Genomic DNA, 24,939 nt, shown 5'->3' with positions numbered 1-24,939 from the left:
GCAAGCCTCGGACCAATTGGGTCATTCATCGTCAGAATGCGTTCTTCCGGGCCCCGTTTCCGGGACGATGCGGCGAGGACCGTGGCACGTGCGGTCCGCGACCCTCCGTCCTGGGAGGACCCATGCGAACACGCGCAGCCGTGCTGTGCGCCGTCGCCGCCGTCGTGGCCGGTTCGTTCACCGCCCTGCCCGCGACCGCCGCCACCCGAGCCCCCGTCCAGGTCTCCCCGGTGACCTGGAAGAAGTGCGGCACCACCGACTACCCGACGCTGCAGTGCGGCTCGGTCAAGGTGCCCCTCGACCACCGCAACCCGCGCGGGCGGCAGATCACGCTCGCCCTCTCCCGCGTCCCGCACACAGCGTCGGCCTCTCAGGGGCCGCTGCTGGTCAACCCCGGGGGCCCCGGCGGCAGCGGGCTGGCCCTCGCGGGCTTCGTGGCGTCCACGCTGCCCAAGAAGGTGGCCGCCCAGTACGACGTCATCGGCTTCGACCCGCGCGGCGTCGGGAAGAGCAGCCCGGCGATCGACTGCGCGCCCGGCTACTTCAAGCCGGTGCGCCCCGACTCGGTCCCGGCCACCCCCGCCCTCGAACAGGCGAACCTCCAGCGGGTGCGGTCGTTCGCGGCGGCCTGCGGCAAGAAGTACGCGAAGCTGCTGCCGTACCTCGACACGGTCGACGCCGCACAGGACCTCGACTCGGTCCGCCAGGCCCTGGGCGCCCGGCAGATCAGCTACTTCGGCTACTCGTACGGCACCTACCTGGGCGCGGTCTACGCGAAGCTGCACCCGGACCGGATCCACCGCCTGGTCCTGGACTCGATCGTCGACCCCACGGGCGTCTGGTACGACGACAACCTGAGCCAGGACTACGCCTTCAACGACCGCCAGCGCGCCCTGATGGCCTGGATCGCGAAGTACGACTCGACGTACAAGCTCGGCACCGACCCGGAGAAGGTCGAGGCCAAGTGGTACGCCATGCGGGCCGCGCTGGCGAAGAAGCCGGCCGGCGGCAAGGTGGGCGCCGCCGAGCTGGAGGACACCTTCATCCCCGGCGGCTACTACAACGGCTACTGGCCCTACCTGGCCGACGCGTTCTCCGCCTACGTCAACGGCAAGAAGACGGCGGCCCTGGTCGAGGCGTACCAGAACTTCGCCGCCGTCGACGCGTCCGGCGACAACGGCTACAGCGTCTACGCGGCCGTCCAGTGCCGGGACTCCTCCTGGCCGCGGGACTGGAACCAGTGGCGCAAGGACAACTGGGCGGCGTACGCGAAGGCGCCCTTCATGGTCTGGAACAACGCCTGGTACAACGCGTCCTGCGCGTACTGGCCGACGAAGGCGCTCAAGCCGCCGAACATCGCCAACGCGAAGCTCCCGCCCGTCCTCCTCTTCCAGGCGACGGACGACGCGGCCACCCCCTACCAGGGCGGCGTCACGGTCCACCGCCTGCTGACCGGCTCCAGCCTGGTCGTGGAGCAGGGCGGCGGCAACCACGGCATCACGCTCAGCGGCAACACCTGCCTGGACACCCGCCTCGCCGCCTACCTGACCGACGGCACGGTCCCGCACGGCACCGGCACCGTCGACGCGGTCTGCAGGAAGACCCCCGACCCGAAGCCCCTCACCACCAAGGCGGCCTCGACGTCGTCCCGCGGCTCGACCCTGCACGGGCTGCTGGGCTTCCGCGGCTGAGCGGCGCACCTGCGGCCCCGGTGACCCGGAAACGCCGGGCCGCCGGGGCCGTTCGCCGCCTAGGGTGCCGCCATGAACGACGCCCCCCTCCGCATCCGCCCGATGACCCTCGACGACTGCGACCGTGTCTCGGAGATCCGCATCCGGGGCTGGCAGTACGCCTACCGGGGCCTCATGCCGCAGCCCTTCCTGGACGGGCTCAGTGTCGATCGGGACGCCGAGCGGCGCCGGGCCCGGTTCCGGGACGGCGGGGACGGAGTGACGGAGCTGGTCGCCGTGCGAGGCGGCACCATCGTGGGGTGGGCTGCGCACGGGCCGTACCGGGACGGTGAAGTGCGCACCGGTGACGCCGAGTTGTACGCCATCTACGTGGACGCCGCACACCTCGGCACGGGCGCCGGGCGGGCACTGCTCGCGACGGTGCTGGAGCAGTGCGCCGAGCACCCGCGCCTGTACCTGTGGGTGCTGAAGGAGAACGCGCGCGCCCGGCGGTTCTACGAGATCGCGGGTTTCGCGGCCGACGGCGCCGAGGAGCCGTACGAGGTCGGCGGGGTGCCGGTGCCCGAGGTGCGGTACGTCAGGAAGCTCGGCATCACCGCTGCCTAGGAATGCGGGCGAGGGCCTGGACCGCCGCCTCGGCGAGGGTGGGGTGGGCCAGGGCCTCGGTCAGCACGCGGCGGGCGCGGGTGTCGCCGAGGGCGCCGAGACCGTCCACGCAGGCAAGGGCGACCCTGCGGTAGGGGTCGTGCGGGCGCAGCCGGCGCTCCAGGGTGGTGATCAGGGCGGGGACGGACTCCGGGGCACGGAGTTCGACCAGGAGACGGACGGGGTGCAGGGCGTAGGCGACACGGAGTTCGTTGGTGGCGAGGGCGGCGGCCGCGCGGGCGGTGCGCGGGTCGTGCAGGCGAGCGAGGGCGTAGGCGGCGGAGGCGCAGCGGGGTGGGTCACGGTGGTTGAGGAGGAGGACCAGGGTCTCGAAGGCCCGCCGGTCACCGGCCTCCCCAAGCCGGAACGCCGCCAGCTCCCTGGCCCACAGCGGCTGTCCGGCCGCGGTGAGCACCTCCGCCAGTGCGTCGTGGTCCTCGGTGGCCAGAAGCCGGTCGAAGGCGGCCGTCCCCTGCGACTCCTGCCGCAAACGCTCCGTGAGTGATCGCAACTCTTCGTCCACGAAGCCCAGCGTAGAGGGGTTGCGGTGAGCGAGGGACGTACATCACAAAGTCGGAGGGCTGGCGCGCTCGTTACCCGCCGGTTAAGCTCAATCGAGCGAGTCACCCACTCGCACTAACGCTCACGCCGGTTTGGTGACGCAGCCGCCGTGAGTACGAAGGTCGGTTCGGTACCTCGTACCGCAGTACGACCCGGCTCCGGGACAGGGCCGGTCGGAATCCGCCGCTGCCGGGCGTGTGCGCGCTCGTGGCGGCAGCACCGGGCGTGTGCGCTCGCAGCCCGGCACCACCCGCATTCACGCAGCTCTCTCCGCACCCGGTGCGCCCCTCGGCGCACCCGGGCGCGTTTCCAGTCGTCACCCTCATTCCTGGAGTCCCGCGATGGCCACTCCCCAGTCCGACCCTTCCCTGTCCCCGCTCCAGACGATCGCCGTCGTCGGCCTCGGCACCATGGGCACCGGTATCACCGAGGTCCTCGCGAGGGCCGGCCGCCAGGTGATCGGCATCGACGTCGGCGAGGCCCAGGCCGCCCGGTCCGTTGCCGCGCTGGAGTCCTCCACCGCCCGTGCCGTGGCCCGCGGCAAGCTGACCGAGCAGGACCGCGCCGACATCCTCGGCCGGGTCCGCACCGGCACCGACCTGTCGGCCGCCGCCGCCGCCGACCTCGTCATCGAGGTGGTCCCGGAGTCGTACGACATCAAGCACCAGGTCCTGCGGGAGCTGGACGGCATCGTCCGCCCCGAGACCATCCTCGCCACCGGCACCAACGCGCTCTCCGTGACCCGGCTGGCCGCCGACTCGGCCCGCCCCGAGCGCGTCCTCGGCCTGCACTTCTTCAACCCGGCCCCGGCGATGAAGCTGGTCGAGGTGGTCTCCTCGGTGCTCACCGCGCCGGGCGCCGTCGCCGCCGTCACCGACCTGGCGATCGAGCTGGGCAAGGAGCCGGTCGCGGTCGGCGACCGCCCCGGGTTCGTCGCGGACGGGCTGCTGTTCGGTTACCTCAACCAGGCCGCCGCGATGTACGAGGCGAAGTACGCCTCCCGCGAGGACATCGACGCGGCCATGCGGCTCGGCTGCGGCCTGCCGATGGGCCCGCTGGCCCTGCTGGACCTGATCGGCGTCGACACGGCGCGTACGGTCCTGGAGGCCATGTACGCCGAGTCCCGCGACCGCCTGCACGCCCCGGCGCCCATCCTCAAGCAGCTCAGCGAGGCCGGCCTGACCGGCCGCAAGTCGGGCCGCGGTTTCTACTCCTACGAGGCCCCGGGCAGCGCCACCGTCGTCCGGGACGCGCTCACCCCGCTGGACGGCGCCGCGCTCACCCCGGGCCGTACGGTGCGCTCGGTCGGCGTCGCCGGCTCCGGCACCATGGCCTCCGGGATCGCCGAGGTCTTCGCCAAGGCCGGGTACGAGGTCGTCCTCGCCGCCCGCAGCGAGGAGAAGGCACAGGCGGCGAAGGCCCGCATCGGCAAGTCCCTGGACCGCTCCGTCGGCAAGGGCCGGATGACCGCCGAGGCGGCCGCGCAGACCCTGGACCTGATCACCCCGGCGGGTTCGTACGACGCCTTCGCGGACGTCGACCTGGCCGTCGAGGCGGTCGCCGAGGACCTGGAGGTCAAGCGGCAGCTGTTCCAGACCCTGGACAAGGTCTGCAAGCCGGGCGCGGTCCTGGCCACCACCACCTCCTCGCTGCCGGTCGTCGCCTGCGCCCGGGCCACCTCGCGTCCGCAGGACGTGATCGGGATGCACTTCTTCAACCCCGCGCCGGCCATGAAGCTGGTCGAGGTCGTCCGCACCGTGCTGACCGGCGAGGACGTCCACGCGACCGTCCGCGAGGTCTGCGGCCGCATCAGGAAGCACGCGGTCGACTGCGGCGACCGGGCCGGGTTCATCGTCAACGCGCTGCTGTTCCCGTATCTCAACAACGCGATCAAGATGGTCGAGGAACACTACGCGTCCCTCGACGACATCGACGCGGCGATGAAGCTCGGCGGCGGCTACCCGATGGGCCCGTTCGAGCTCCTGGACGTGGTCGGCCTGGACGTCTCGCTCGCCATCGAGAAGGTGCTGCACCGGGAGTTCCGCGACCCGGGCCTCGCGCCCGCGCCGCTCCTGGAGCACCTGGTGGCCGCGGGCTGCCTCGGCCGCAAGACCGGCCGTGGCTTCCGCGAATATGCCCGCCGCTGACGGCGTCGGCGACTGGTTCCGGGACGAGAAGGACTGGGGCGGACTGCTCGACCCCGCTGACGGTCCCCCGCCCTTCGCGGGCGGGGGAAACCCCGGACCTGCGCATCAAGCTGCGCACATGCAGTACGTTCGGGTCATGTCCCAGCCCGCCAAGTCCTCACGTACCCCCGCCACGCCCGACGCGCCGGAGAGCGCCGCGGGCAGCCGCGCGGCGGCTCAGCGGCTCAAGATGCGCCGGGAGCTGGCGGCCGCCGCGATGGAGCTCTTCGCGACGAAGGGGTACGAGGCGACCACCGTCGACGAGATCGCGGCCGCGGCCGGGGTCGCCCGCCGCACCTTCTTCCGCCACTTCCGCTCCAAGGAAGAGGCGATCTTCCCGGACCACGACGACACACTGATCCGCGCGGAGGCCGTGCTGAACGCGGCCCCGGCCCACGAGCACCCGCTCGACACGGTGTGCCGCGGCATCAAGGAAGTCATGAAGATGTACGCGGGCCGACCGGACATCTCGGTCGCCCGCTACAAGCTCACCCGCGAGGTACCCACCCTGCGCGAGGCGGAGATCGCGTCGGTGGCCCGCTACGAGCGTCTCTTCACCCGCTACCTCCTCGGCCACTTCGACGAGCACGCCCACGCGGACGACGCGAACGACGACCCGCTGCTGGCCGAGGTCGCGGCGTCGGCCGTGGTCACCGCCCACAACCACGTGCTGCGGCGGTGGCTGCGGGCCGGTGGCCAGGGGGACGTCGAGCTCCAGCTGGACCATGCCTTCGCGATCGTACGCAAGACGTTCGGGAACGGGATCGGGGCGGGCAGAGAGGCTGCGCCCCGCCCGGCCGCGCCGGCCTCGGTCTCCTCGCAGGGGGAGGTGCTGGTGACGGTCGCTCGCACGGACGCGCCCCTGGACGAAGTGATGCGGACCATCGAGCAGGCGCTGAAGGAGCGCTCCTAGCGTGACGGTCGTGGTGGGTCGCGGTCACCGAACCGCGGCTCCGCCGCTCGTCCTCAATCGCCGGACGGGCTGAGTCGGTGGCCCCAGCCCCGGCAACCGGACGCCCCGCCGCCGACGCCGGCATGCGGTGCCGGGTGCGTCACACCGGTCGTGTGATCGACGCCCCACAGCCCGCCCCCAGCATCCGGACGTCTCCCACAAGACGGGCCATTTTCCCCTACCCGCCAGTAGGTTTGATCGATCATCGCTCATTTGTTACGTAAAGATTTCATCTGAGAGCGATTCCTGGCACTCAGTGCCTTGCCACCTGACACGCGGTGTCATACCTTCGAGGTGTTCGGCCTGTCCCGGTGAGCCCATCGGCCCACCCCGCCGGACGCCTGCGTCACAGGCAACCTCCCGCGCCACAAAGCGCTGCCGAAGCACCACCCCCGCCGAACCGACGGCATCTTTCCCGAAACCCTCAGCAGCACCGACGTAACCCTCAGCGCCCCTTCCCTCAAGGGGCGCAAGCATCGCCGGAGGCAACACCGTGACCACTCAGGCCATTCTGGACGCCATCCAGTCGCCGGACTCGACGCCGGCCGACTTCGCCGCCCTGCCGCTCCCCGAGTCGTACCGCGCGATCACCGTGCACAAGGACGAGACGGACATGTTCGCGGGCCTGGAGACCCGCGACAAGGACCCGCGCAAGTCGATCCACCTCGACGAGGTCCCCCTGCCCGAGCTGGGCCCGGGCGAGGCCCTGGTCGCCGTCATGGCATCGAGTGTCAACTACAACTCGGTGTGGACCTCGATCTTCGAGCCGCTGTCGACGTTCGGCTTCCTGGAGCGCTACGGCCGGCTCAGCGAGCTCACCAAGCGGCACGACCTGCCGTACCACATCATCGGCTCCGACCTCGCGGGCGTCGTCCTGCGCACCGGCCCGGGCGTCAACGCCTGGAAGCCCGGTGACGAGGTCGTCGCGCACTGCCTGAGCGTGGAGCTGGAGTCCAGCGACGGCCACAACGACACGATGCTCGACCCCGAGCAGCGCATCTGGGGCTTCGAGACCAACTTCGGCGGCCTCGCCGAGATCGCGCTCGTCAAGTCCAACCAGCTGATGCCGAAGCCGGACCACCTCAGCTGGGAGGAGGCCGCCGCCCCGGGCCTGGTCAACTCCACCGCCTACCGCCAGCTGGTCTCCCGCAACGGCGCCGGCATGAAGCAGGGCGACAACGTCCTGATCTGGGGCGCGAGCGGCGGGCTCGGCTCGTACGCCACGCAGTTCGCGCTCGCGGGCGGCGCCAACCCCATCTGTGTCGTGTCCTCGCCGCAGAAGGCGGACATCTGCCGCGCGATGGGCGCCGAGGCGATCATCGACCGCAACGCCGAGGGCTACAAGTTCTGGAAGAACGAGCAGGAGCAGGACCCGCGCGAGTGGAAGCGCTTCGGCAAGCGCATCCGCGAACTCACCGGCGGCGAGGACGTCGACATCGTCTTCGAGCACCCGGGCCGCGAGACCTTCGGCGCCTCCGTCTACGTCACCCGCAAGGGCGGCACGATCGTCACCTGCGCCTCCACCTCGGGCTACAACCACGAGTACGACAACCGCTACCTGTGGATGTCCCTGAAGCGGATCATCGGCTCGCACTTCGCCAACTACCGCGAGGCCTGGGAGGCCAACCGGCTGATCGCGAAGGGCAAGATCCACCCCACCCTGTCGAAGGTCTACTCCCTGGAGGAGACCGGCCAGGCCGCCTACGACGTGCACCGCAACCTGCACCAGGGCAAGGTCGGCGTCCTCTGCCTCGCCCCCGAGGAAGGCCTCGGCGTGCGCGACGGGGAGATGCGTGCCAAGCACCTCGACGCCATCAACCGCTTCCGCAACATCTGAGACACCCGAGGTCATAGATGACTGAGCGTCAGATCGCCGACGGGGCACGTGTGAAGGACCGGCCGTGGCTCATGCGCACGTACGCCGGGCACTCCACGGCCGAGGCGTCCAACGAGCTGTACCGGCGCAACCTCGCCAAGGGCCAGACGGGTCTGTCGGTGGCGTTCGACCTGCCGACGCAGACCGGCTACGACCCCGACCACATCCTCGCCCGCGGCGAGGTCGGCCGGGTGGGCGTGCCCGTCTCGCACCTCGGTGACATGCGCCGGCTGTTCCAGGACATCCCCCTGGAGCAGATGAACACCTCGATGACGATCAACGCCACCGCCATGTGGCTGCTGGCGCTCTACCAGGTCGTCGCGGAGGAGCAGGGCGCGGACGTCACCAAGCTCCAGGGCACGACCCAGAACGACATCGTCAAGGAGTACCTGTCCCGGGGGACGCACGTCTTCCCGCCGGGGCCCTCGCTCCGGCTGACGACGGACATGATCGCGTACACGGTCTCCCACCTCCCGAAGTGGAACCCGATCAACATCTGCAGCTACCACCTGCAGGAGGCGGGCGCCACGCCGGTCCAGGAGATCGCGTACGCGATGTCCACCGCCGTCGCCGTCCTCGACGCGGTGCGCGACAGCGGCCAGGTGCCGCAGGAGCGCATGGGTGACGTCGTCGCCCGCATCTCCTTCTTCGTGAACGCCGGCGTCCGGTTCGTCGAGGAGATGTGCAAGATGCGGGCGTTCGGCCGCATCTGGGACCAGGTCACCCGCGAGCGGTACGGCATCGAGAACCCCAAGCAGCGGCGCTTCCGGTACGGCGTCCAGGTGAACTCGCTCGGGCTGACCGAGGCGCAGCCGGAGAACAACGTCCAGCGGATCGTCCTGGAGATGCTCGCCGTGACGCTCTCGAAGGACGCACGCGCGCGTGCCGTGCAGCTTCCCGCCTGGAACGAGGCCCTCGGCCTGCCCCGGCCCTGGGACCAGCAGTGGTCGCTGCGCATCCAGCAGGTGCTCGCCCATGAGAGCGACCTGCTGGAGTACGACGACATCTTCGAGGGCTCGCACGTCATCGAGGCGAAGGTCGCCCAGCTGGTCGGGGACTCGCTCGCGGAGATGGACCGGATCCAGGAGATGGGCGGCGCGATGGCGGCCGTCGAGTCCGGCTACCTGAAGTCGCAGCTGGTGGCGTCGCACGCCGAGCGGCGGGGCCGGATCGAGTCCGGCCAGGAGAAGATCGTCGGCGTCAACATCTTCGAGACCACCGAGCCGAACCCGCTCACGGCCGACCTGGACACCGCGATCCAGACGGTCGACCCGGCGGTCGAGGCCCGGGTCGTCGAGGCGATCGGGCGCTGGCGCGACACGCGCTACCAGCCGCCCTTCAACCACCCGCGGCCCTGCAAGGCCCTGGAGCGGCTGAAGGAGGCCGCCAAGGGCACCGACAACCTCATGGAGGCCACCCTGGAGTGCGCCCGGGCCGGCGTCACGACCGGCGAGTGGGCGGGCGCGCTCCGGGAGGTGTTCGGCGAGTTCCGGGCGCCCACCGGGGTCTCCTCGGCTCCGATAGCCGTTCCCGTCGAGGCGGGCTCGGCGCTGGCCGAGGTGCGGGCCAGGGTGGACGCCACCGCACGCGACCTGGGCAGCGGCAAGCTGCGCTTCCTGGTCGGCAAGCCGGGTCTCGACGGCCACTCCAACGGCGCCGAGCAGATCGCCGTCCGCGCCCGGGACGCCGGCTTCGAGGTGGTCTACCAGGGCATCCGGCTCACCCCCGAGCAGATCGTGGACGCGGCCCTCGCCGAGGACGTGCACGCGGTCGGCCTGTCGATCCTCTCCGGGTCGCACGCCCAGCTGGTCCCGGACGTCCTGGAACGACTCCGTGTGGCCGGTGCCACAGATATACCCGTGATCGCCGGTGGCATCATCCCGAACGGTGATGCCGAGCAGCTGCGGGAAGCCGGAGTGGCCGCGGTCTTCACCCCGAAGGACTTCGACATCACCGGAATCATCGGCCGCATCGTCGACGAGATCCGGAAAGCGAACAAGCTCGACCCCCTGGAGGTCCCCGCATGACGACCGTCAACCGTCTCCGCCCGCGGCGCTCGTGCCTGGCCGTACCCGGTTCGAACCCCCGCTTCCTGGAGAAGGCGCAGGGTCTCCCGGCGGACCAGGTCTTCCTCGACCTGGAGGACGCGTGCGCGCCGCTCGCCAAGCCCGAGGCGCGGCACACCATCGTCAAGTTCCTCAACGAGGGCGACTGGACGGGCAAGACGCGCGTGGTGCGGGTCAACGACTGGACGACCGAGTGGACGTACCGTGACGTCGTGACCGTGGTCGAGGGCGCCGGGCAGAACCTCGACTGCATCATGCTGCCGAAGGTGCAGACGGCCCAGCAGGTCGTCGCGCTCGACCTCCTCCTCACCCAGATCGAGAAGACCATGGGCTTCGAGGTCGGCAAGATCGGCATCGAGGCGCAGATCGAGAACGCCCAGGGCCTCAACAACGTCAACGAGATCGCCACCGCGTCCCAGCGCGTCGAGACGATCATCTTCGGCCCGGCCGACTTCATGGCGTCCATCAACATGAAGTCGCTGGTCGTGGGCGAGCAGCCGCCCGGCTACCCGGCGGACGCCTACCACTACATCCTGATGAAGATCCTGATGGCCGCCCGCGCCAACAATCTCCAGGCGATCGACGGCCCCTACCTCCAGATCCGCAACATCGACGGCTACCGCGAGGTCGCCCAGCGCGCCGCCGCGCTCGGCTTCGACGGCAAGTGGGTGCTGCACCCGGGCCAGGTCGAGGCGTCCAACGAGATCTTCTCGCCGTCGCAGGAGGACTACGACCACGCCGAGCTGATCCTGGACGCGTACGACTACTACACGTCCGAGGCGGGCGGCAAGAAGGGCTCCGCGATGCTCGGCGACGAGATGATCGACGAGGCCAGCCGCAAGATGGCCCTGGTCATCTCCGGCAAGGGCCGCGCGGCCGGCATGCAGCGCACCAGCAAGTTCGAGATCTCGGAGGGCTGAGCGCGATGCAGTTCGGACGCACGTACGAGGAGTTCGAGGTCGGGGCGACGTACAAGCACTGGCCCGGAAAGACGGTCACGGAGTACGACGACCACCTGTTCTGTCTCCTCACCATGAACCACCATCCGCTCCACATGGACACGAACTACGCCGAGAAGACGACGGACTTCGGCAAGAACGTGGTGGTCGGGAACTACATCTACTCGCTGCTGCTGGGCATGTCCGTGCCGGACATCTCGGGCAAGGCGATCGCCAACCTGGAGATCGAGTCGCTCAAGCACGTGGCGCCGACCTTCCACGGCGACACGATCTACGGCCAGACGACCGTGCTCGACAAGTGGCCCTCCAAGTCGAAGGACGACCGCGGGATCGTCTACGTCGAGACCAAGGGCTACAAGCAGGACGGCACGCTGGTGTGCATCTTCCGCCGCAAGGTGATGGTGCCGACCGAGACGTACATCAAGGAGCGCGGCGGCGAGCAGCCGGGCCGCCCCGAGCTGAAGGAACAGGGGAAGTAAGCGATGGCCCGTCTCGCCCAGACCGCCGGTCTGACCGACGTCCAGCAGGAGATCCTCTCCACCGTCCGCGACTTCGTGGACAAGGAGATCATCCCGGTCGCCACCGAGCTGGAGCACCGCGACGAGTACCCGCAGCAGATCGTCGACGGCCTCAAGGAGCTCGGCCTGTTCGGCCTGATGATCCCCGAGGAGTACGGCGGCCTGGGCGAGTCCCTCCTGACGTACGCGCTGTGCGTCGAGGAGATCGCCCGGGGCTGGATGTCCGTCTCCGGGATCATCAACACGCACTTCATCGTGGCGTACATGCTCAAGCAGCACGGCACGCAGGAGCAGAAGGAGCACTTCCTGCCGCGGATGGCGGCCGGCGACATCCGGGGCGCGTTCTCGATGTCGGAGCCGGGCCTCGGCTCGGACGTGTCCGCGATCACCTCGAAGGCGGTGAAGGACGGCGACGAGTACGTCCTGAACGGCCAGAAGATGTGGCTGACCAACGGCGGGACGTCGTCCCTGGTGGCCGTCCTCGTGCGGAGTGACGAAGGCCACCCCGAGGGCACGGCCCCGCACAAGTCGATGACGACCTTCCTGGTGGAGAAGGAGCCCGGCTTCGGCGAGGTCCGCCCCGGCCTCACCATCCCGGGCAAGATCGACAAGATGGGCTACAAGGGCGTCGACACCACCGAGCTGATCATGGACGGGCTGCGGGTCCCGGCCGATCGGGTGCTCGGCGGGGCCACCGGCCGAGGTTTTTACCAAATGATGGACGGGGTCGAGGTCGGTCGCGTCAACGTGGCGGCGCGTGGCTGCGGTGTCGCGCAGCGTGCGTTCGAACTGGGCGTCCGGTACGCCCAGCAGCGTCACACTTTCGGCAAGGCGATCGCCCAGCACCAGGCCATCCAGTTCAAGCTGGCGGAGATGGCCACCAAGGTCGAGGCCGCGCATGCCATGATGGTCAACGCTGCACGCAAAAAAGACTCCGGGGAACGAAACGACCTCGAGGCCGGGATGGCGAAGTACCTCGCCTCCGAGTACTGCAAGGAGGTCGTGGAGGACGCCTTCCGGATCCACGGCGGCTACGGCTTCTCCAAGGAGTACGAGATCGAACGTCTCTACCGTGAGGCGCCCATGTTGCTGATCGGCGAAGGTACCGCCGAGATCCAGAAAATGATCATCGGGCGAAGGTTGCTCGAAGAGTATCGATTCCAGGGCTGATTGTCCCGGTACGGGGTGTTTTCTTCGAGAAGAAGATCACACCCCGTCAACGGTCTTCGGCCGCCGACTCGGCTTCCTGGCTTGCCCAGTTGCGGCCCCCGACCGGTACGATCCCGGAAAGCCGCCGTCCCCATTTCCCGCGCGGCATCATCCGCTACGAAGGTCATCCATGCCCCACAGCCAAACCTCTGCACATCGAGACAGCCTGGCCGGCGTACGCCTCGCGCGCGGAGCATCGCCGTGGCTTCTCCCGACCGTCGCCACCGCAGCCGTCAGCCTCCTGCGCGCCCGTCGCTCCGGCGCCGCCAAGGCCGTCGCCCTGCCCGCCACCGCGCTCGCGGCGGGCATGCTGTGGTTCTTCCGCGACCCCGAGCGGGAGATCGCCCAGGGCCGTGTCATCTCCCCTGCCGACGGTGTGGTGCAGAGCATCATGCCGTGGAAGGACGGACGCACCCGGGTCGCGATCTTCATGAGCCCGCTCAACGTCCACGTCAACCGCGCGCCCCTCGCGGGCGAGGTGACGTCGGTGGAGCACATCCCCGGTGGCTTCGTTCCCGCCTTCAACAAGGAGAGCGAGAACAACGAGCGCGTAGTCTGGCATTTCGACACCGAACTCGGCGACATCGAGATGATCCAGATCGCCGGCGCGGTGGCCCGCCGCATCGTCCCCTACGTCCCGCAGGGCACGAAGGTCGAGCAGGGCGACCGCATCGGTCTGATCCGCTTCGGCTCGCGCGTCGACATCTACCTGCCGGAGGGCGTGGAGGTCGCGGTCGAGGTCGGCCAGAAGACCGTGGCTGGGGTGACTCGCATTGACCGTGATTGATCCTGAGACCCAGGCGGGCTGGGTGCCCGAGGCCGACGAGATCGGCGACGACGAGGAGGAGATGCCGCTCTCTCTCCGCCTCTCGATAGCGGACACCCTCACGCTCGGCAACGCCACGTGCGGTTTCATGGCGGTGTACTTCACCACCACCGGCATCCTGATCCCGCACCTCACCGGGGACGACCAGTCGGCCGGCATGGCGCGCCACAGCGCCGCGACCGCGGTCATCCTCATGCTCTGCGCGGCGGTCTTCGACCTGTTCGACGGCCTGGTGGCGCGCAAGCTGCGCTCCTCCCCCATGGGCGCGGAACTGGACAACCTCTCCGACCTGATCAGCTTCGGCCTCGCGCCGGCGTACTTCGTGCTCGTCTACGGCATGGTGGCCGACGACGCGTACCAGAAGGTGGCCGCGGTCGGAGCGGTGGTCGTGCTGCTCGCCGTGGTGCTGAGACTCGCCCGGTTCTCGTGCGTGACACCGCCGAACGGCATGTTCCAGGGCATGCCGAGCCCGTTCGGTGCGCTGACGGTGGTCTCCATCGTCCTGCTGGAACTCCCCTTCGTCGCGACGCTTCTCGCCATCCTGGGCACGGCCTGGCTGATGGTGAGCCGGGTGGAGTACCCGAAGCCGCGTGGCCGCCTCGCGGTCGCGATGCTCGCGTGGATCGTCCTCTCGATGGGGCTCCTCGTCTCCTGGGCCTTCGACGCGCCCAGCGGCCAGCTCCTCCTGCAGACCGGCTGCGCGCTGCAGCTGGTGATGGGCGCGGTGATCCCGCTGTTCGCCACGGCCCGCCGGGTGAACAACTTCCGCGACAACAGGCGCGAGGCGCGGGCGGCACAGCTGCCCTGACCCTCGTCGGAACGCGAAACGGGTGTGGCCCGAGCCTTCGAGGCTCGGGCCACACCCGTTTCGGCTTCAAGTGCACACGGGGTTGGCCTTTGACCGGTCAACCACCCCAGGTCGCGGCCGAGTTGCGCAGGGCGAGGCTGGGGAGGACGGTGGAATTGGGCTGAACTTTACCGGGGTTTGCCCCAATTCGGGGGATGGGGACTGCCCCCCCTCTTTTCGAACAGGAGGACCCCCATGCCCTCACTCACGGTGAAAGACCACTCCGTGCCGCACATCTCGACGCTCCCGATGATCCCGCCGAATCCGGGCCAAACGGTGCAGCTGTTCGTGCGCGAGTACCGGAAGACCGGTGGCCCGCAGCCGCCTCCCGTGCTGATGCTCCACGGCCGGAGCGTGCCTGCGGTCGCGGGCTTCGACCTCGTGATTCCCGGTTCGGGCGGCTCCGACATCCGGTACAGCTGGGCACAGCAGCTGGCCCAGCACGGCTTCGACGTGTTCCTGATGGACCTCCAGGGCAGCGGGCGGACACCACGGCCGCTGCCGATGGACCAACCCTGCAACGCCAACCCTGCCCAGCAGGAGTCGGTCCTCGTACCCAACCCGCTCTCAGCCAAATGCGCACCGCCGTACGGGTACCAGCTCGGCAACTCCGAGAGCGAGGAGGCGGAAGTCGACACAGTGGTCAAGTTCATCAAGACCCAGACCGGTACGACCGGCCCGATCGACTTCGTCGGCTGGTCCGCCGGCGCCCTTGTCATGGGCCCCTACACTCTCAAGCACCCCGAGAACGTCAAGAGCCTCTTCCTGCTCGCCCCGATCTTCCCGCCCAAGGGCCGCTGGTCCGGCGACGCCATGAATCCGTTCGGACGTCCGTCGGAGGCCGCGGTACTGCCCCTGTCCACGCCGGCCCTCACGTTCGGCTTCCCGATGCACGTCGCCAGCAAGACCGGCTTCAAGATCGGCTGGGACAAGGAGCAGGCCAGCCCGCTCCAGCGGGAACCCGACATGGGAGACATCGTGTGGGACGCGATGATGGCCAACGACGCCCTGGGCAGCACCTGGGGACCGATACCGCCAGGGGGCACCGCGGAGGGCGTCCTTCGGTACCGGAACACCTACTGGTGGGGCTGGAACAACCACACCGTTCCGCTCAAGGACGCCTCAGGCACGTACATCCTCGGTGACCGGGTGCCCGTGATGATCGTCTACGGCGAGATGGACCGGACGGCCAACACCCCGCCGACCCCACCGCTCCCGGATGTCCTGACGTTCTCCGTCCCGGGCCTGTACAAGGCGATCCCGGGGCCGAAGAAGCTGATGTTCGAGCTGGCCGACGCGGGACACTCCGTGGTCTGGGAGCGCCCCGCCAAGGTGGTCCAGCACATGTCCATGCAGTGGTTCGACAAGCACCGGGTGGAGGACCAGACGAGTGGCAGCTTCTACCGGGACGACGACGGGCTCCTGACCCAGCTGGACTAGGCGCCCTCAGCTCAGGAAGTCCCGCGCGATCTGCTCGGCGACCCGCTCCAGGATCGGCCCGGCCTCCGCGATGCACTTCACCACGTCCGGTTCGACCTCGGTCAGCGGGTAGGCACGGCGGATCCCGGCCCGCCCGAGCGCCTGTGGCGGGAGGGCGAGGCGGCCGCAGACCGCGACGACCTCCTTGCCGGCGGCGCGCGCAGCGGCCGCGACCCCGGCCGGCGCCTTGCCGTGCAGGGTCTGCTCGTCGAGGGAACCCTCACCGGTGATCACCAGCGTGGCCCGCTCCAGCGCGGGCGCGAAGCCCAGGACGTCGAGCATGACGTCGATACCGGCCCGGAAGCGCGCGCCGAGCAGCAGGGCGCCGTACCCGATGCCCCCGGCCGCGCCCGCGCCCGGCGCGACCGCGTACTCGGCGGCACGCGGACCGACCTCGGTCTCCAGGACCTTCGCGAAGTTGGCGAGCGCGGCGTCCAGGAGCTCCACGTCGTCCGGCGAGGCGCCCTTCTGCGGGCCGTAGACGGCCGGCGCGCCCTTCGGGCCGGTGAGCGGGTTGTCGACGTCGCTGGCGAGGACCAGGTCGACGGTGGACAGGCGCGGGTCAAGGCCTGACAGGTCGGCACGGGCCACATCGGCGAGGCCGCCGCCGCCCGGCGGCACCGGTTCGCCGTCCGCGTCGAGGAGGCGGGCGCCGAGCGCCGACAGCATCCCGGCCCCACCGTCGGTCGTGGCACTGCCCCCGACGCCGAAGACGATCGTGCGCGCGCCCGCGTCCAGCGCGGCCCGCAGCAGCTCTCCGGAGCCGTACGTGGAGGCCGTCAGGGGCGCGAAGACACCGCGGGGCAGCCGCTGCAGTCCGCTCGCCTCGGCCATCTCCACGACCGCGGTGTCGCCGCGCAGCGCGAACGCGGCGGTGACCTCCTGCCCCAGCGGCCCGGCGACCTTACGCTCGTGGCGTTCGAAGCCGGCCGCGACCGCCGCGGCCACCGTGCCGTCCCCGCCGTCCGCGACGGGCAGCGCCTCGACGTCGGCGCCGGGCACGATCCGCCTGAGCCCGGCCGTGACCCGCTGGGCGACCTCCACGGCCGTCAGCGAGCCCTTGAACTTGTCCGCGGCGATGAGCACGCGCTGTGTCACCTGTATCCCCTTGCTCTCCGGGCCTCGCGCACGTCAAGGCCAGTCGCGCCGCTGTGACCTTAACCGGAGGACACCCTCGCCGTCATGCCCCGCCCGAAGCCTGGGAAGCGGCTGGGAACCGTCTGCGAAAACGGGTAGACCTCAGCCATGACCAGTCTGGGGCCCGACTACGCCGACCGCGTGCTCGGCGGCTGGCTCGGCCGGATCGCGGGCAACATGCTCGGCAAACCGGTGGAGCGGGGCGACCTGTGGACCCGGGAGCGCATCGACGGCTACCTGCGGCGGGCCGCCGCCCTGCCGCTCACCGACTACCTCCCCGAGCCCGCCGACGAGAGCGACGCGCTCGCCCTGCGCCCGGAGTGGCGGCAGTGCGTGCGCGGCCGGATCCACGGCAGCTGCCGCGACGACGACGTCGACTACGCGATCCTCGGCCTGCACCTCCTGGAGACCCACGGCTTCGGCTTCAGCACCGAGCAGGTGGGCGAGCTGTGGCTGCAGCGACTGCCGTACCTCCAGACCTTCACGGCGGAGCGGGCGGCCTACCGCAACCTCACCAACGGACTGAAACCGCCCCTCACCGCCACCTACGACAACCCGTACCAGGAGTGGATCGGCGCCCTGATCCGCGCCGACGTCTTCGGCTGGACCTGCCCGGACGACCCGCACCGGGCCGCCACCCTGGCCCGTCGGGACGCGGTCCTCTCGCACTCCGGGAACGGGGTGTACGGCGCGATGTGGGCGGCCGCGCTGATCTCGGCGGCGTTCACCGCGCCGACGGTGCGGCAGGCGGTGGACGCGGCGCTCACCGTCGTACCGGCGGGCTGCCGCCTGGCCCGGACCGTGCGCCGGGTGGTCTCCCTGTACGAGACCCGGATGGGCTGGGAGGACACCCTCACCACCATCGCCGCCGAGACCGCCGGCCTCGGCTGGATCCACACCGTCCCCAACGCGGCCGTGCTCACCGCCGGACTGCTGTACGGCGAGGGCGACTTCACCCGGACCGTCGCCCTCACCGTGCGCGGCGGCCTGGACACCGACTCCAACGGGGCGACGGCGGGCTCGGTGGCCGGGGTGCTGACCGGCGCGGCGGCCGTCCCCGGCCAGTGGACGATCCCCCTCGAGGACACGGTCCGCAGCGCCGTCTTCGGTTTCGACGGGGCCCGCATCAGCGACCTGGCGGCACGCACCGTGCGCCTCGCCCGGACCGGCGCGCAGTCCGCACTGGCTACGCTTTCCGAGTGACCACCACCGACGCTTACGCCGCGTACATCGCGAGCCTCCCCCGGATCCTCGCCGGGGCCGCCGCGCTCTTCCGGGACACCGAGGGACGGGTCCTGCTCGTCGAACCGAACTACCGGGAGGGCTGGGCGCTGCCGGGCGGGACCGTCGAGTCCGACGACGGGGAGACCCCGCGCCAGGGCGCCCGCCGAGAGACCCTGGAGGAGATCGGCCTGGACCGCGAGATGGGCCGGCTGCTGGCGGTGGACTGGGTGCACGGCGCGGGCCGGCCGCCGATCGTCGCCTACCTGTACGACGGCGGGGTCGTCTCCGACGCCGACCTCCGGGCGATCCGGCTCCAGGAGGAGGAGCTGCTGTCCTGGCGGCTGGTCTCCCGGGAGGAACTCCCCGCACACCTCCCGGGCTCCCTGGGCCGCCGGGTCCTGGCCGCCCTGGACGTCCTCGTGGCGGATGCGGGCGCGGCGGAACTGGAGAACGGTCACCGGGTCGGCTGACCCGGCCGCCCCGGCTGTCTGTACCCCGGCCCGCCCCCGATAACCGCTGGCCCCGGCTGCCCGCCCGTCCTACCCTCGGCCCCATGAACAGGCCCCTCGTCGCCGTCCTCAGCGGCGCCGGCATCTCGACCGACTCCGGGATCCCCGACTACCGCGGCCCCAACGGGCTGTGGCGGAAGGATCCCGAGGCCGAGAAGCTCGTGACGTACGAGTACTACATGGGCGACCCGGAGATCCGGCGGCGGTCCTGGCAGATGCGGCGTCGGAACCGGACGCTGCAGGCGGAGCCGAACGCGGCGCACCGGGCCGTCGCCGAGCTGGAGCGGTCCGGGGTTCCGGTGCGGGTGATCACGCAGAACGTGGACGGGCTGCACCAGCTCGCCGGGATGCCCGCCCGCAAGGTGCTCGAACTGCACGGCTCGGCGCGCAGCGTGGTGTGCACGAAGTGCCATGCGCGGGGGCCGATGGCGGACGCGATCGCCCGCGTCGAAGCCGGCGAGGAAGACCCGCCGTGCTTGGAGTGCGGGGGCATCCTCAAGTCGGCGACCGTGATGTTCGGCGAGCGGCTCGACCCTGAGGTCCTAGGCGAGGCCGTCGCCATCAGCAAGGCCTGCACGGTGTTCGTGGCCGTCGGCAGCAGCCTCCAGGTCCAGCCGGCCGCCGGGCTCGCGGGTGTCGCGGCCGACCACGGCGCCCGGCTGGTCATCGTCAACGCCGAGCCGACGCCGTACGACGACCGGGCCGACGAGATCGTCCGCGAACCGATCGGCACGGCCCTGCCGAAGCTGCTCTCCGCGCTCCAGGCCGGTTAGAAGAGACCCGCTCCCCGTTCGAAGTCCAGCAGGCGCTGCTTGCGCGGCAGGCCGCCGCCGTAGCCGGTGAGGCTGCCGTTGGCGCCGATCACGCGGTGACAGGGGACGATGATGCCGACCGGGTTCTTCCCGTTGGCGAGGCCGACCGCGCGGGAGGCCTGGGGGTTGCCGAGGGCTTCGGCGAGTTCGCCGTACGAGCGGGTCTCGCCGTAGGGGATCCGGCGCAGCTGTTCCCAGACGCCGCGCTGGAACGGAGTTCCGTTCAGGCGCAGTTCGACGGTGAATTCCTTCAACTCGCCCGCGAAGTAGGCGGTCAGCTGTTCCTCGGTCTCGGTGAAGAGGTCGTCGTCGCGGGCGCCGAAGGTCTCCTCGGGCGGGCGGTGGCGCTGGTCCTCCATGTAGAGGCCGCACAGGGTGCCGTCCTCGGCCACCAGGGTGAGGGGTCCGTAGGGGCTGTCGGTCACGGTGTGGTTCTTCACGGCAATGTCCTCGAACGTCCTTATACGGGCAGGAAGTTGATCGGGTGGCTGTCGGTCGCCCACAGGTACTGGACGGCGTACGCGCGCCAGGGGCGCCAGGCCGCCGCACGGGCGGTGAGGGCCGCCGGGGTGCCGGGCAGGCCCAACTCCTGGGCGGCCCGGCGGATTCCGAGGTCGGTGGGGAGGAAGGCGTCGGGGTCGCCGAGGGCGCGCATGGCGACGACGTCGACGGTCCACGGACCGAAGCCGGGGAGGGCGAGGAGGCGGGCGCGCGCCTCGGACCAGTCGCTCTCGACGCCCAGGTGGAGGGTGCCGTCGGCGAGTTGACCGACGAGGGTGGTGAAGGTGGTGCGGCGGGTGCGGGGCATCGCCAGGGAGTCCGGCGGTACGTCCGCGAGCGCCTCGGGGGACGGGAAGAGATGGGTGAGGCCACCCTCGGGGTCGTCCACCGGGGTGCCGTGGGCGGTCACCAGGCGGGCCGCGTGGGTGCGGGCGGCGGCCGTGGAGACCTGCTGGCCGAGCACGGCCCGGACGGCGAACTCCGCCTCGTCGACCGTGCGCGGCACCCGCCGCCCCGGCGCCTTGTCGACCAGCGGGGCGAGGAAGGGGTCCGTGCGCAGCTGGTCGTCGACGGCGACCGGGTCGGCGTCCAGGTCGAGCAGCCGCCGGCAGCGGCTGATGGCGACGGGCAGGTCCCGCAGGTCGCTGAGGGTGAGCCGGCAGGCGATGTGGTCGGGCTTCGGGGTGAGGGCGGCGATGCCGTGGCCGTACGGCAGCCGCAGGGTCCGCCGGTAGGCGCCGTCCCGCCACTCCTCCACGCCGGGCACGGCGGTGGCCGCGAGGTGGCCGAAGAGGTTGTCGGGGTTGAGGGGGGCGCGGAAGGGCAGGCGCAGGGTGAGCGTGCCGGGGGCGAGCTGGGCCGACCTGGGGCGGCGGTCGCGCAGTTCCGTCGGCGAGAGAGCGAAGACCTCGCGGACGGTGTCGTTGAAGGTGCGGATCGAGGAGAAGCCGGCCGCGAAGGCGATCTCCGCCATCGGCAGCGCGGTCGTCTCGATCAACAGGCGGGCGGTCTGGGCGCGTTGGGCCCGGGCGAGGGCCAGCGGGCCGGCGCCGAGCTCGGCGAGCAGCTGGCGTTCGACCTGCCGGGGGCTGTAGCCGAGGCGGGCGGCGAGGCCGGGTACGCCCTCGCGGTCCACGATCCCGTCGGCGATCAGCCGCATGGCGCGGGCGACCAGGTCGGCGCGCTGGTTCCACTCCGGGGAACCGGGGCTGGTGTCGGGCCGGCAGCGCTTGCAGGCCCGGAACCCGGCCTGCTGGCAGGCGGCCGCGCTCGGGTAGAACGTCATGTTCTCGGGTTTGGGCGGTACCACCGGGCAGCTGGGCCGGCAGTAGATCCGGGTGGTCAGGACGGCGGTGAAGAACCAGCCGTCGAACCGCGCGTCCTTCGACTGCACGACCCGTACGCAGTGCTCGCGGTCGAGCTGCATCCCTTTCTGCATGGGTCCAGCATCGGCCACCGGGTGCGGCCGATGCTGGCGGGAATCCGACACGAAGGTGCGCTGACCTTCGGGACCCCGACGACCAGGAGGTTCTGCGGCCGTCAGGCGAAGTAGTGGTCCTGGTCGAGGTCGGCCAGCAGCCCCGGCTGCGCGGGCCGCCAGTCGTACCGCTCGCGGGTGGCGGCGCCGGATGTGGGGTTGTCGTTGCCGACGAAGGCCGCCATCCAGCCGAAGTGGTCGGACGCCTCCTCCCGTGCGAGGGACACGACCGGCACGTCGAGGCGGCGGCCGATGACCTCGGTGATGCCGCGGAGCGGGACGCCCTCGTCGGCGACCGCGTGCAGCACGGCCCCGGCCGGCGCCGTCTCCAGGGCCTTGCGGTAGAGGGTGGCGGCGTCGAGGCGGTGCACGGACGACCAGCGGTTGGTGCCGTCCCCCACGTAGGCGGCGACACCCTTGTCGCGGGCGACGCCGATCAGGAACGGGACGAAGGCGTGGTCGCCTGCTCCGTGCACCTGAGGGAGCCGGATCGCCGATACCCGCACCCCGCGGCCGGCCATGGCCAGGGCGGAGCGTTCAGCTTCGGCCCGGTGGGCGCCGGGGCCCGCGGGGTCGGGCGTGTCCTCCTCGGTGCCGAGGCGTCCCGGGGCGAGGAGGCCGGTCACCGAGGTGACGACCAGGGGCCGGCCGGACCCAGCGAGCGCGTCGCCGAGGGCCTTCAGCACGTCGAGTTCGGTACGGAGGGCGCCGGGCATGTCGGAGAAGTCGTGGTTGTACCCGGTGTGGATCACCCCGTCCACCGCTCCCGCCGCGCCCCGCAGGCCGTCGACGTCGTTCAGGTCGCCGCGGTGCGCCTCCGCTCCCACCTCCTTCAGGGCCGCCTCGGCCGCGTCCGAGCGGGCGAGGCCGAGCACCTGGTGGCCGGCGTCGAGCAGTTCGCGGACCACCGCGCTGCCGATGAACCCGGTGGCGCCGGTGACGAACACACGCATGACGAATCACCTCACGGAGAGTGCGTTGCTGGGATGACCTCAGCGTGCGCCCGGCCCCGGGGCCGGGTCCAAGACCTGTTCCGTACCCGGCGATGCCCGTCCGGTCATGACCGCAGCTCACGGCGGCGGGAGCCAGGACGCCGGGAGTAGAGTCGAGGGGTGCCCGATTCCTTCGTACCGCCGGTGGACCTGGAGCTGCGCCTGGTGCGCTACTTCACCGTGGTCGCCGAGGAGCTGCACTTCGGCCGCGCGGCCGACGCGCTGCATCTCGCGCAGCCGTCGCTGAGCCGTCAGATCCGGCGCCTGGAGCGGGAGCTGGGCGTCCGGCTGCTCGACCGCACGCCGCGCGGCACCCGGCTCACCGAAGCCGGGGAGACCTTTCTGCCACAGGCCAGGGAGCTGCTGCGGACCGCCGCCCGGGCCGCCGCCAGCGCCCGCTCGGCCGCCGCGCACGGTCCCTTCACCGTCGGGTACACCACCCACCAGATCGTCACCCCGGCCGTGCGCGAGCTGCGCCACCACCACCCGGAGGCGGACGTCCGCACCCTGCACGTGGACTGGAACGAACCGCGCGCCGCGCTCCTCGACCACCGGGTCGACGTGGTGGTGACCCGGTTCCTGTTCGCCGCCGACGGCCTGGACATCACGGTCCTCTACGACGAGCCGCGGGTCCTCCTGGTGCCGCTCGGCCACCGGCTGGCCGGCAGGGACTCGGTCACCCTCGCGGACTTCGCCGACGAGCCGCTCCCCCGCTTCACCGGCGCCGACCGGATCGGCGCGAATCCCCCCGGCCACACCAACCTGGGCGCCCTGGTGGAGACGCTGGAGGACAAGCTGGAGCTGGTGGCGAGCGGTGAGGTGGTGTCCCTGGCGCCGGCCGGGTTCCGCGGCAACCTGCGGCCGGACATCGTCCTCGTCCCCATCGAGGACGCGGCCCCCCTCCAGGTGGTCCTCGCCGCCCGCGCCGGGGACCGCCATCCCCTGTTCCCGGCGTTCCGCCGCGCGGCGCAGACCCATCTGATCCCCTCCGGCGCCACCCGGACCGGGCGCCCGCACGCGGGGACCGGGGCCGGCCGATGAGCGGATCCGGGAGAGTCACACTGAACGACGTGGCCGCCGCCAGCGGGGTCTCGCGCGCCACGGTCAGCTTCGTCCTCAACGACGACCCGCGCCAGACCATCTCGGCCGCCACCCGCAACCGGGTGCGGCAGGCCGCGCGCGACCTCGGCTACGTCCCGCACGGGGTGGCCCGGGCCCTGCGCGAGGGCAGTTCACGGGTGGTGGTCCTGGACCTGGACCGGGGCCTGGAGGGCAACTACTCGCGCAGCTACGTCCGCGGCCTCGACGACGAACTCGCCGCGCACGGGCACGTCCTGCTGGTCCGGCACGGCCGGCACTCGGCGGAGGCGACCCGGCAGGTGCTGGACGCGATCACCCCGCGGGCCGTGCTGCGGTTCGCCGAGCCGTATCTGACCGGTCACGACCTGGAGGACCGGGGCGGCGGCTGGAAGGACGGCCTCGCCGCGCACGCGGCCCTGCAGATCCGGTACCTCACCGAGCACGGGCACACCCGGATCGCACTGGCCCTGCCGGCGGAGGACTCCGCGCTGGCACAGGCCAGGCGGCGGTTCGCCGAACACACCCTGCACAGCCTGGGCCTGCCGCCCCTGGTGCCGTGCACGGTGCCCCGGCCGCGGCAGGCGGGCACCGCGGCGGTGGCCGCGCTGCGCACGGCGCACCCGGACGTCACGGCGGTCGCCGCCTTCGACGACGACCTCGCCCTGCGCACCCTGACCGCCCTGCACGACCTCGGCCTGGCCGTCCCCGACGACCTGGCGGTGATCGGCTACGACGACACCGAGTACGGCGAGCTGAGCACCCCCGCCCTGACCACCGTGCACATCGACGCGGAGGCCCACGGCCGGCTGGCCGCGCGGACCGCGCTGGGGCTGGACACGGCGGGGCTGGTACCGGTGCCGGCGCGGATCATCGTGCGGGACTCGGCCTGAGCGGAGTCCCGCACGCGGGGGCGGCACGCACCGGACCGTCAGCCCAGGTCCGCGCCCGTGTCGGCCGAGTCGTCGCCCCGCACCACGCACAGCGCCCAGATGATGAATCCGGACAGCGCGATCATCACGACGGACCAGACCGGGTAGTACGGCAGGGACAGGAAGTTGGCGATGATCACCAGTGCGGCGATGGCCACCCCGGCGCCGCGTGCCCACGCGGCCGGCTGGAAGAGGCCGATGCTGACGACCACGGCGATCACGCCGAGGACCAGGTGGATCCAGCCCCAGCTGGTGAGGTCGAACTTGAACACGTAGTTGGGGGTCGTCACGAAGACGTCGTCCTGGGCGATGGCCATGATGCCCCGGAACACCGCGAGCAGTCCGGCGATCATGAGCATGACGGCGGCGAAGGCGGTCAGTCCTCCGGCCCATGCCATCTTGGCGGTGTGCTGGTGCGGGTGGTGCGCGGGATGTGTGGCGGTCATGCGGCTGCCTCGATTCG

The 24,939-nt window shown here is 71.1% G+C and carries 23 protein-coding genes; 17 read left to right on the top strand and 6 right to left on the bottom strand.

Annotated elements, in window-relative coordinates; all coding sequences use genetic code 11:
* The first annotated feature begins 122 nt into the window (after positions 1-122).
* Both ACZ4UV_RS09370 and ACZ4UV_RS09365 read left to right on the top strand, forming a co-directional pair.
* A complete protein-coding gene (locus tag ACZ4UV_RS09370; protein WP_467837083.1) occupies positions 123-1,691 on the top strand; it encodes an alpha/beta hydrolase in 1,569 nt (522 codons plus the stop codon).
* Between the two features lie 72 nt (positions 1,692-1,763).
* Complete coding sequence (locus ACZ4UV_RS09365) at positions 1,764-2,297, top strand: GNAT family N-acetyltransferase (protein WP_467837081.1); 534 nt, start codon at positions 1,764-1,766, stop codon at positions 2,295-2,297.
* On the opposite strand, the gene ACZ4UV_RS09360 is transcribed toward ACZ4UV_RS09365, so the two are convergent.
* Complete coding sequence (locus ACZ4UV_RS09360; RefSeq protein WP_390034443.1) at positions 2,284-2,859, bottom strand: adenylosuccinate lyase; 576 nt, start codon at positions 2,857-2,859, stop codon at positions 2,284-2,286. The genes ACZ4UV_RS09365 and ACZ4UV_RS09360 overlap by 14 nt on opposite strands.
* Before the next feature lie 379 nt (positions 2,860-3,238).
* Here ACZ4UV_RS09360 and ACZ4UV_RS09355 point away from each other — a divergent pair, with 379 nt between their 5' ends.
* From ACZ4UV_RS09355 to ACZ4UV_RS09310, 10 genes are all read left to right on the top strand, one after another.
* Positions 3,239-5,044 carry a 3-hydroxyacyl-CoA dehydrogenase family protein gene (locus ACZ4UV_RS09355; RefSeq protein WP_467837079.1) on the top strand — a complete coding sequence of 602 codons (1,806 nt, stop codon included), beginning with the start codon at positions 3,239-3,241 and terminating at the stop codon, positions 5,042-5,044.
* 136 nt (positions 5,045-5,180) lie between these two features.
* Positions 5,181-5,996 carry a TetR family transcriptional regulator gene (locus ACZ4UV_RS09350; RefSeq protein ID WP_390034445.1) on the top strand — a complete coding sequence of 272 codons (816 nt, stop codon included), beginning with the start codon at positions 5,181-5,183 and terminating at the stop codon, positions 5,994-5,996.
* Between the two features lie 532 nt (positions 5,997-6,528).
* Entirely contained in the window at positions 6,529-7,872 is a 1,344-nt protein-coding gene (gene ccrA / locus ACZ4UV_RS09345; RefSeq protein WP_451019306.1) for a crotonyl-CoA carboxylase/reductase, read from the top strand.
* A 17-nt stretch (positions 7,873-7,889) separates the two neighbouring features.
* A complete protein-coding gene (locus tag ACZ4UV_RS09340) occupies positions 7,890-9,938 on the top strand; it encodes a protein meaA (RefSeq protein WP_451019305.1) in 2,049 nt (682 codons plus the stop codon).
* Entirely contained in the window at positions 9,935-10,897 is a 963-nt protein-coding gene (locus tag ACZ4UV_RS09335) for an HpcH/HpaI aldolase/citrate lyase family protein (RefSeq protein WP_467837077.1), read from the top strand. Before ACZ4UV_RS09340 ends, ACZ4UV_RS09335 begins: the two co-directional genes overlap by 4 nt.
* 5 nt (positions 10,898-10,902) lie before the next feature.
* Positions 10,903-11,415, top strand: coding sequence for a MaoC family dehydratase (locus ACZ4UV_RS09330; protein WP_351959935.1), 513 nt, complete (start codon positions 10,903-10,905; stop codon positions 11,413-11,415).
* A 3-nt stretch (positions 11,416-11,418) separates the two neighbouring features.
* The gene (locus ACZ4UV_RS09325; RefSeq protein ID WP_390034448.1) at positions 11,419-12,624 is read left to right on the top strand and encodes an acyl-CoA dehydrogenase family protein; all 1,206 of its coding nucleotides are present in this window, start codon (positions 11,419-11,421) and stop codon (positions 12,622-12,624) included.
* Positions 12,625-12,793: 169 nt separating this feature from the next.
* On the top strand, positions 12,794-13,450 hold the full coding sequence (locus tag ACZ4UV_RS09320) for a phosphatidylserine decarboxylase (protein WP_294001328.1): 657 nt from the start codon (positions 12,794-12,796) through the stop codon (positions 13,448-13,450).
* A gap of 22 nt (positions 13,451-13,472) precedes the next feature.
* On the top strand, positions 13,473-14,297 hold the full coding sequence (gene pssA, locus ACZ4UV_RS09315) for a CDP-diacylglycerol--serine O-phosphatidyltransferase (RefSeq protein WP_294001429.1): 825 nt from the start codon (positions 13,473-13,475) through the stop codon (positions 14,295-14,297).
* 234 nt (positions 14,298-14,531) lie between these two features.
* On the top strand, positions 14,532-15,776 hold the full coding sequence (locus ACZ4UV_RS09310; protein ID WP_467837074.1) for an alpha/beta fold hydrolase: 1,245 nt from the start codon (positions 14,532-14,534) through the stop codon (positions 15,774-15,776).
* A 6-nt stretch (positions 15,777-15,782) separates the two neighbouring features.
* On the opposite strand, the gene ACZ4UV_RS09305 is transcribed toward ACZ4UV_RS09310, so the two are convergent.
* A complete protein-coding gene (locus tag ACZ4UV_RS09305; RefSeq protein WP_467837919.1) occupies positions 15,783-16,901 on the bottom strand; it encodes a glycerate kinase in 1,119 nt (372 codons plus the stop codon).
* Positions 16,902-17,060: 159 nt separating this feature from the next.
* Here ACZ4UV_RS09305 and ACZ4UV_RS09300 point away from each other — a divergent pair, with 159 nt between their 5' ends.
* From ACZ4UV_RS09300 to ACZ4UV_RS09290, 3 genes are all read left to right on the top strand, one after another.
* A complete protein-coding gene (locus ACZ4UV_RS09300) occupies positions 17,061-18,155 on the top strand; it encodes an ADP-ribosylglycohydrolase family protein (RefSeq protein WP_451015997.1) in 1,095 nt (364 codons plus the stop codon).
* Complete coding sequence (locus ACZ4UV_RS09295) at positions 18,152-18,646, top strand: NUDIX domain-containing protein (RefSeq protein WP_451015998.1); 495 nt, start codon at positions 18,152-18,154, stop codon at positions 18,644-18,646. The genes ACZ4UV_RS09300 and ACZ4UV_RS09295 overlap by 4 nt, the downstream gene beginning before the upstream one ends.
* A gap of 83 nt (positions 18,647-18,729) precedes the next feature.
* On the top strand, positions 18,730-19,458 hold the full coding sequence (locus tag ACZ4UV_RS09290) for an SIR2 family NAD-dependent protein deacylase (RefSeq protein ID WP_451015999.1): 729 nt from the start codon (positions 18,730-18,732) through the stop codon (positions 19,456-19,458).
* Here the strand turns inward: ACZ4UV_RS09290 and ACZ4UV_RS09285 are convergent.
* The 3 genes from ACZ4UV_RS09285 to ACZ4UV_RS09275 all read right to left on the bottom strand — a co-directional run bounded on the left by ACZ4UV_RS09285 (position 19,455) and on the right by ACZ4UV_RS09275 (position 22,428).
* Positions 19,455-19,937 carry a methylated-DNA--[protein]-cysteine S-methyltransferase gene (locus ACZ4UV_RS09285; protein WP_451016000.1) on the bottom strand — a complete coding sequence of 161 codons (483 nt, stop codon included), beginning with the start codon at positions 19,935-19,937 and terminating at the stop codon, positions 19,455-19,457. The two genes, ACZ4UV_RS09290 and ACZ4UV_RS09285, sit on opposite strands and share 4 nt — an antisense overlap.
* A gap of 20 nt (positions 19,938-19,957) precedes the next feature.
* Positions 19,958-21,424, bottom strand: a complete 1,467-nt coding sequence (locus ACZ4UV_RS09280; protein WP_467837917.1) for an AlkA N-terminal domain-containing protein — start codon at positions 21,422-21,424, stop codon at positions 19,958-19,960.
* A 113-nt stretch (positions 21,425-21,537) separates the two neighbouring features.
* Positions 21,538-22,428, bottom strand: a complete 891-nt coding sequence (locus ACZ4UV_RS09275; protein ID WP_451016001.1) for an SDR family oxidoreductase — start codon at positions 22,426-22,428, stop codon at positions 21,538-21,540.
* Positions 22,429-22,587: 159 nt separating this feature from the next.
* On the opposite strand from ACZ4UV_RS09275, the gene ACZ4UV_RS09270 reads away from it, so the two are divergent.
* The gene (locus ACZ4UV_RS09270) at positions 22,588-23,508 is read left to right on the top strand and encodes a LysR family transcriptional regulator (RefSeq protein ID WP_451016002.1); all 921 of its coding nucleotides are present in this window, start codon (positions 22,588-22,590) and stop codon (positions 23,506-23,508) included.
* A gap of 29 nt (positions 23,509-23,537) precedes the next feature.
* Positions 23,538-24,437 carry a LacI family DNA-binding transcriptional regulator gene (locus ACZ4UV_RS09265; RefSeq protein ID WP_467837070.1) on the top strand — a complete coding sequence of 300 codons (900 nt, stop codon included), beginning with the start codon at positions 23,538-23,540 and terminating at the stop codon, positions 24,435-24,437.
* Between the two features lie 38 nt (positions 24,438-24,475).
* Here ACZ4UV_RS09265 and ACZ4UV_RS09260 read toward each other — a convergent pair whose 3' ends face one another.
* Entirely contained in the window at positions 24,476-24,922 is a 447-nt protein-coding gene (locus ACZ4UV_RS09260) for a DUF7144 family membrane protein (RefSeq protein ID WP_351493628.1), read from the bottom strand.
* Positions 24,923-24,939: the final 17 nt, after the last annotated feature.

This window comes from Streptomyces sp. NPDC028289 (genome assembly GCF_055565975.1).
The sequence above is the reverse complement of the archived record's forward strand: the minus strand, read 5'-3'. Positions and strand labels throughout refer to the sequence as shown.

Bases quoted from the DNA above. Each gene is read 5' to 3' on its own strand.
- ACZ4UV_RS09370 (WP_467837083.1), top strand. From the start codon at position 123: ATGCGAACACGCGCAGCCGTGCTGTGCGCCGTCGCCGCCGTCGTGGCC.
- ACZ4UV_RS09365 (WP_467837081.1), top strand. From the start codon at position 1,764: ATGAACGACGCCCCCCTCCGCATCCGCCCGATGACCCTCGACGACTGC.
- ACZ4UV_RS09355 (WP_467837079.1), top strand. From the start codon at position 3,239: ATGGCCACTCCCCAGTCCGACCCTTCCCTGTCCCCGCTCCAGACGATC.
- ACZ4UV_RS09350 (WP_390034445.1), top strand. From the start codon at position 5,181: ATGTCCCAGCCCGCCAAGTCCTCACGTACCCCCGCCACGCCCGACGCG.
- ACZ4UV_RS09340 (WP_451019305.1), top strand. From the start codon at position 7,890: ATGACTGAGCGTCAGATCGCCGACGGGGCACGTGTGAAGGACCGGCCG.
- ACZ4UV_RS09335 (WP_467837077.1), top strand. From the start codon at position 9,935: ATGACGACCGTCAACCGTCTCCGCCCGCGGCGCTCGTGCCTGGCCGTA.
- ACZ4UV_RS09330 (WP_351959935.1), top strand. From the start codon at position 10,903: ATGCAGTTCGGACGCACGTACGAGGAGTTCGAGGTCGGGGCGACGTAC.
- ACZ4UV_RS09325 (WP_390034448.1), top strand. From the start codon at position 11,419: ATGGCCCGTCTCGCCCAGACCGCCGGTCTGACCGACGTCCAGCAGGAG.
- ACZ4UV_RS09320 (WP_294001328.1), top strand. From the start codon at position 12,794: ATGCCCCACAGCCAAACCTCTGCACATCGAGACAGCCTGGCCGGCGTA.
- ACZ4UV_RS09310 (WP_467837074.1), top strand. From the start codon at position 14,532: ATGCCCTCACTCACGGTGAAAGACCACTCCGTGCCGCACATCTCGACG.
- ACZ4UV_RS09300 (WP_451015997.1), top strand. From the start codon at position 17,061: ATGACCAGTCTGGGGCCCGACTACGCCGACCGCGTGCTCGGCGGCTGG.
- ACZ4UV_RS09290 (WP_451015999.1), top strand. From the start codon at position 18,730: ATGAACAGGCCCCTCGTCGCCGTCCTCAGCGGCGCCGGCATCTCGACC.
- ACZ4UV_RS09280 (WP_467837917.1), bottom strand. From the start codon at position 21,424: ATGCAGCTCGACCGCGAGCACTGCGTACGGGTCGTGCAGTCGAAGGAC.
- ACZ4UV_RS09275 (WP_451016001.1), bottom strand. From the start codon at position 22,428: ATGCGTGTGTTCGTCACCGGCGCCACCGGGTTCATCGGCAGCGCGGTG.
- ACZ4UV_RS09260 (WP_351493628.1), bottom strand. From the start codon at position 24,922: ATGACCGCCACACATCCCGCGCACCACCCGCACCAGCACACCGCCAAG.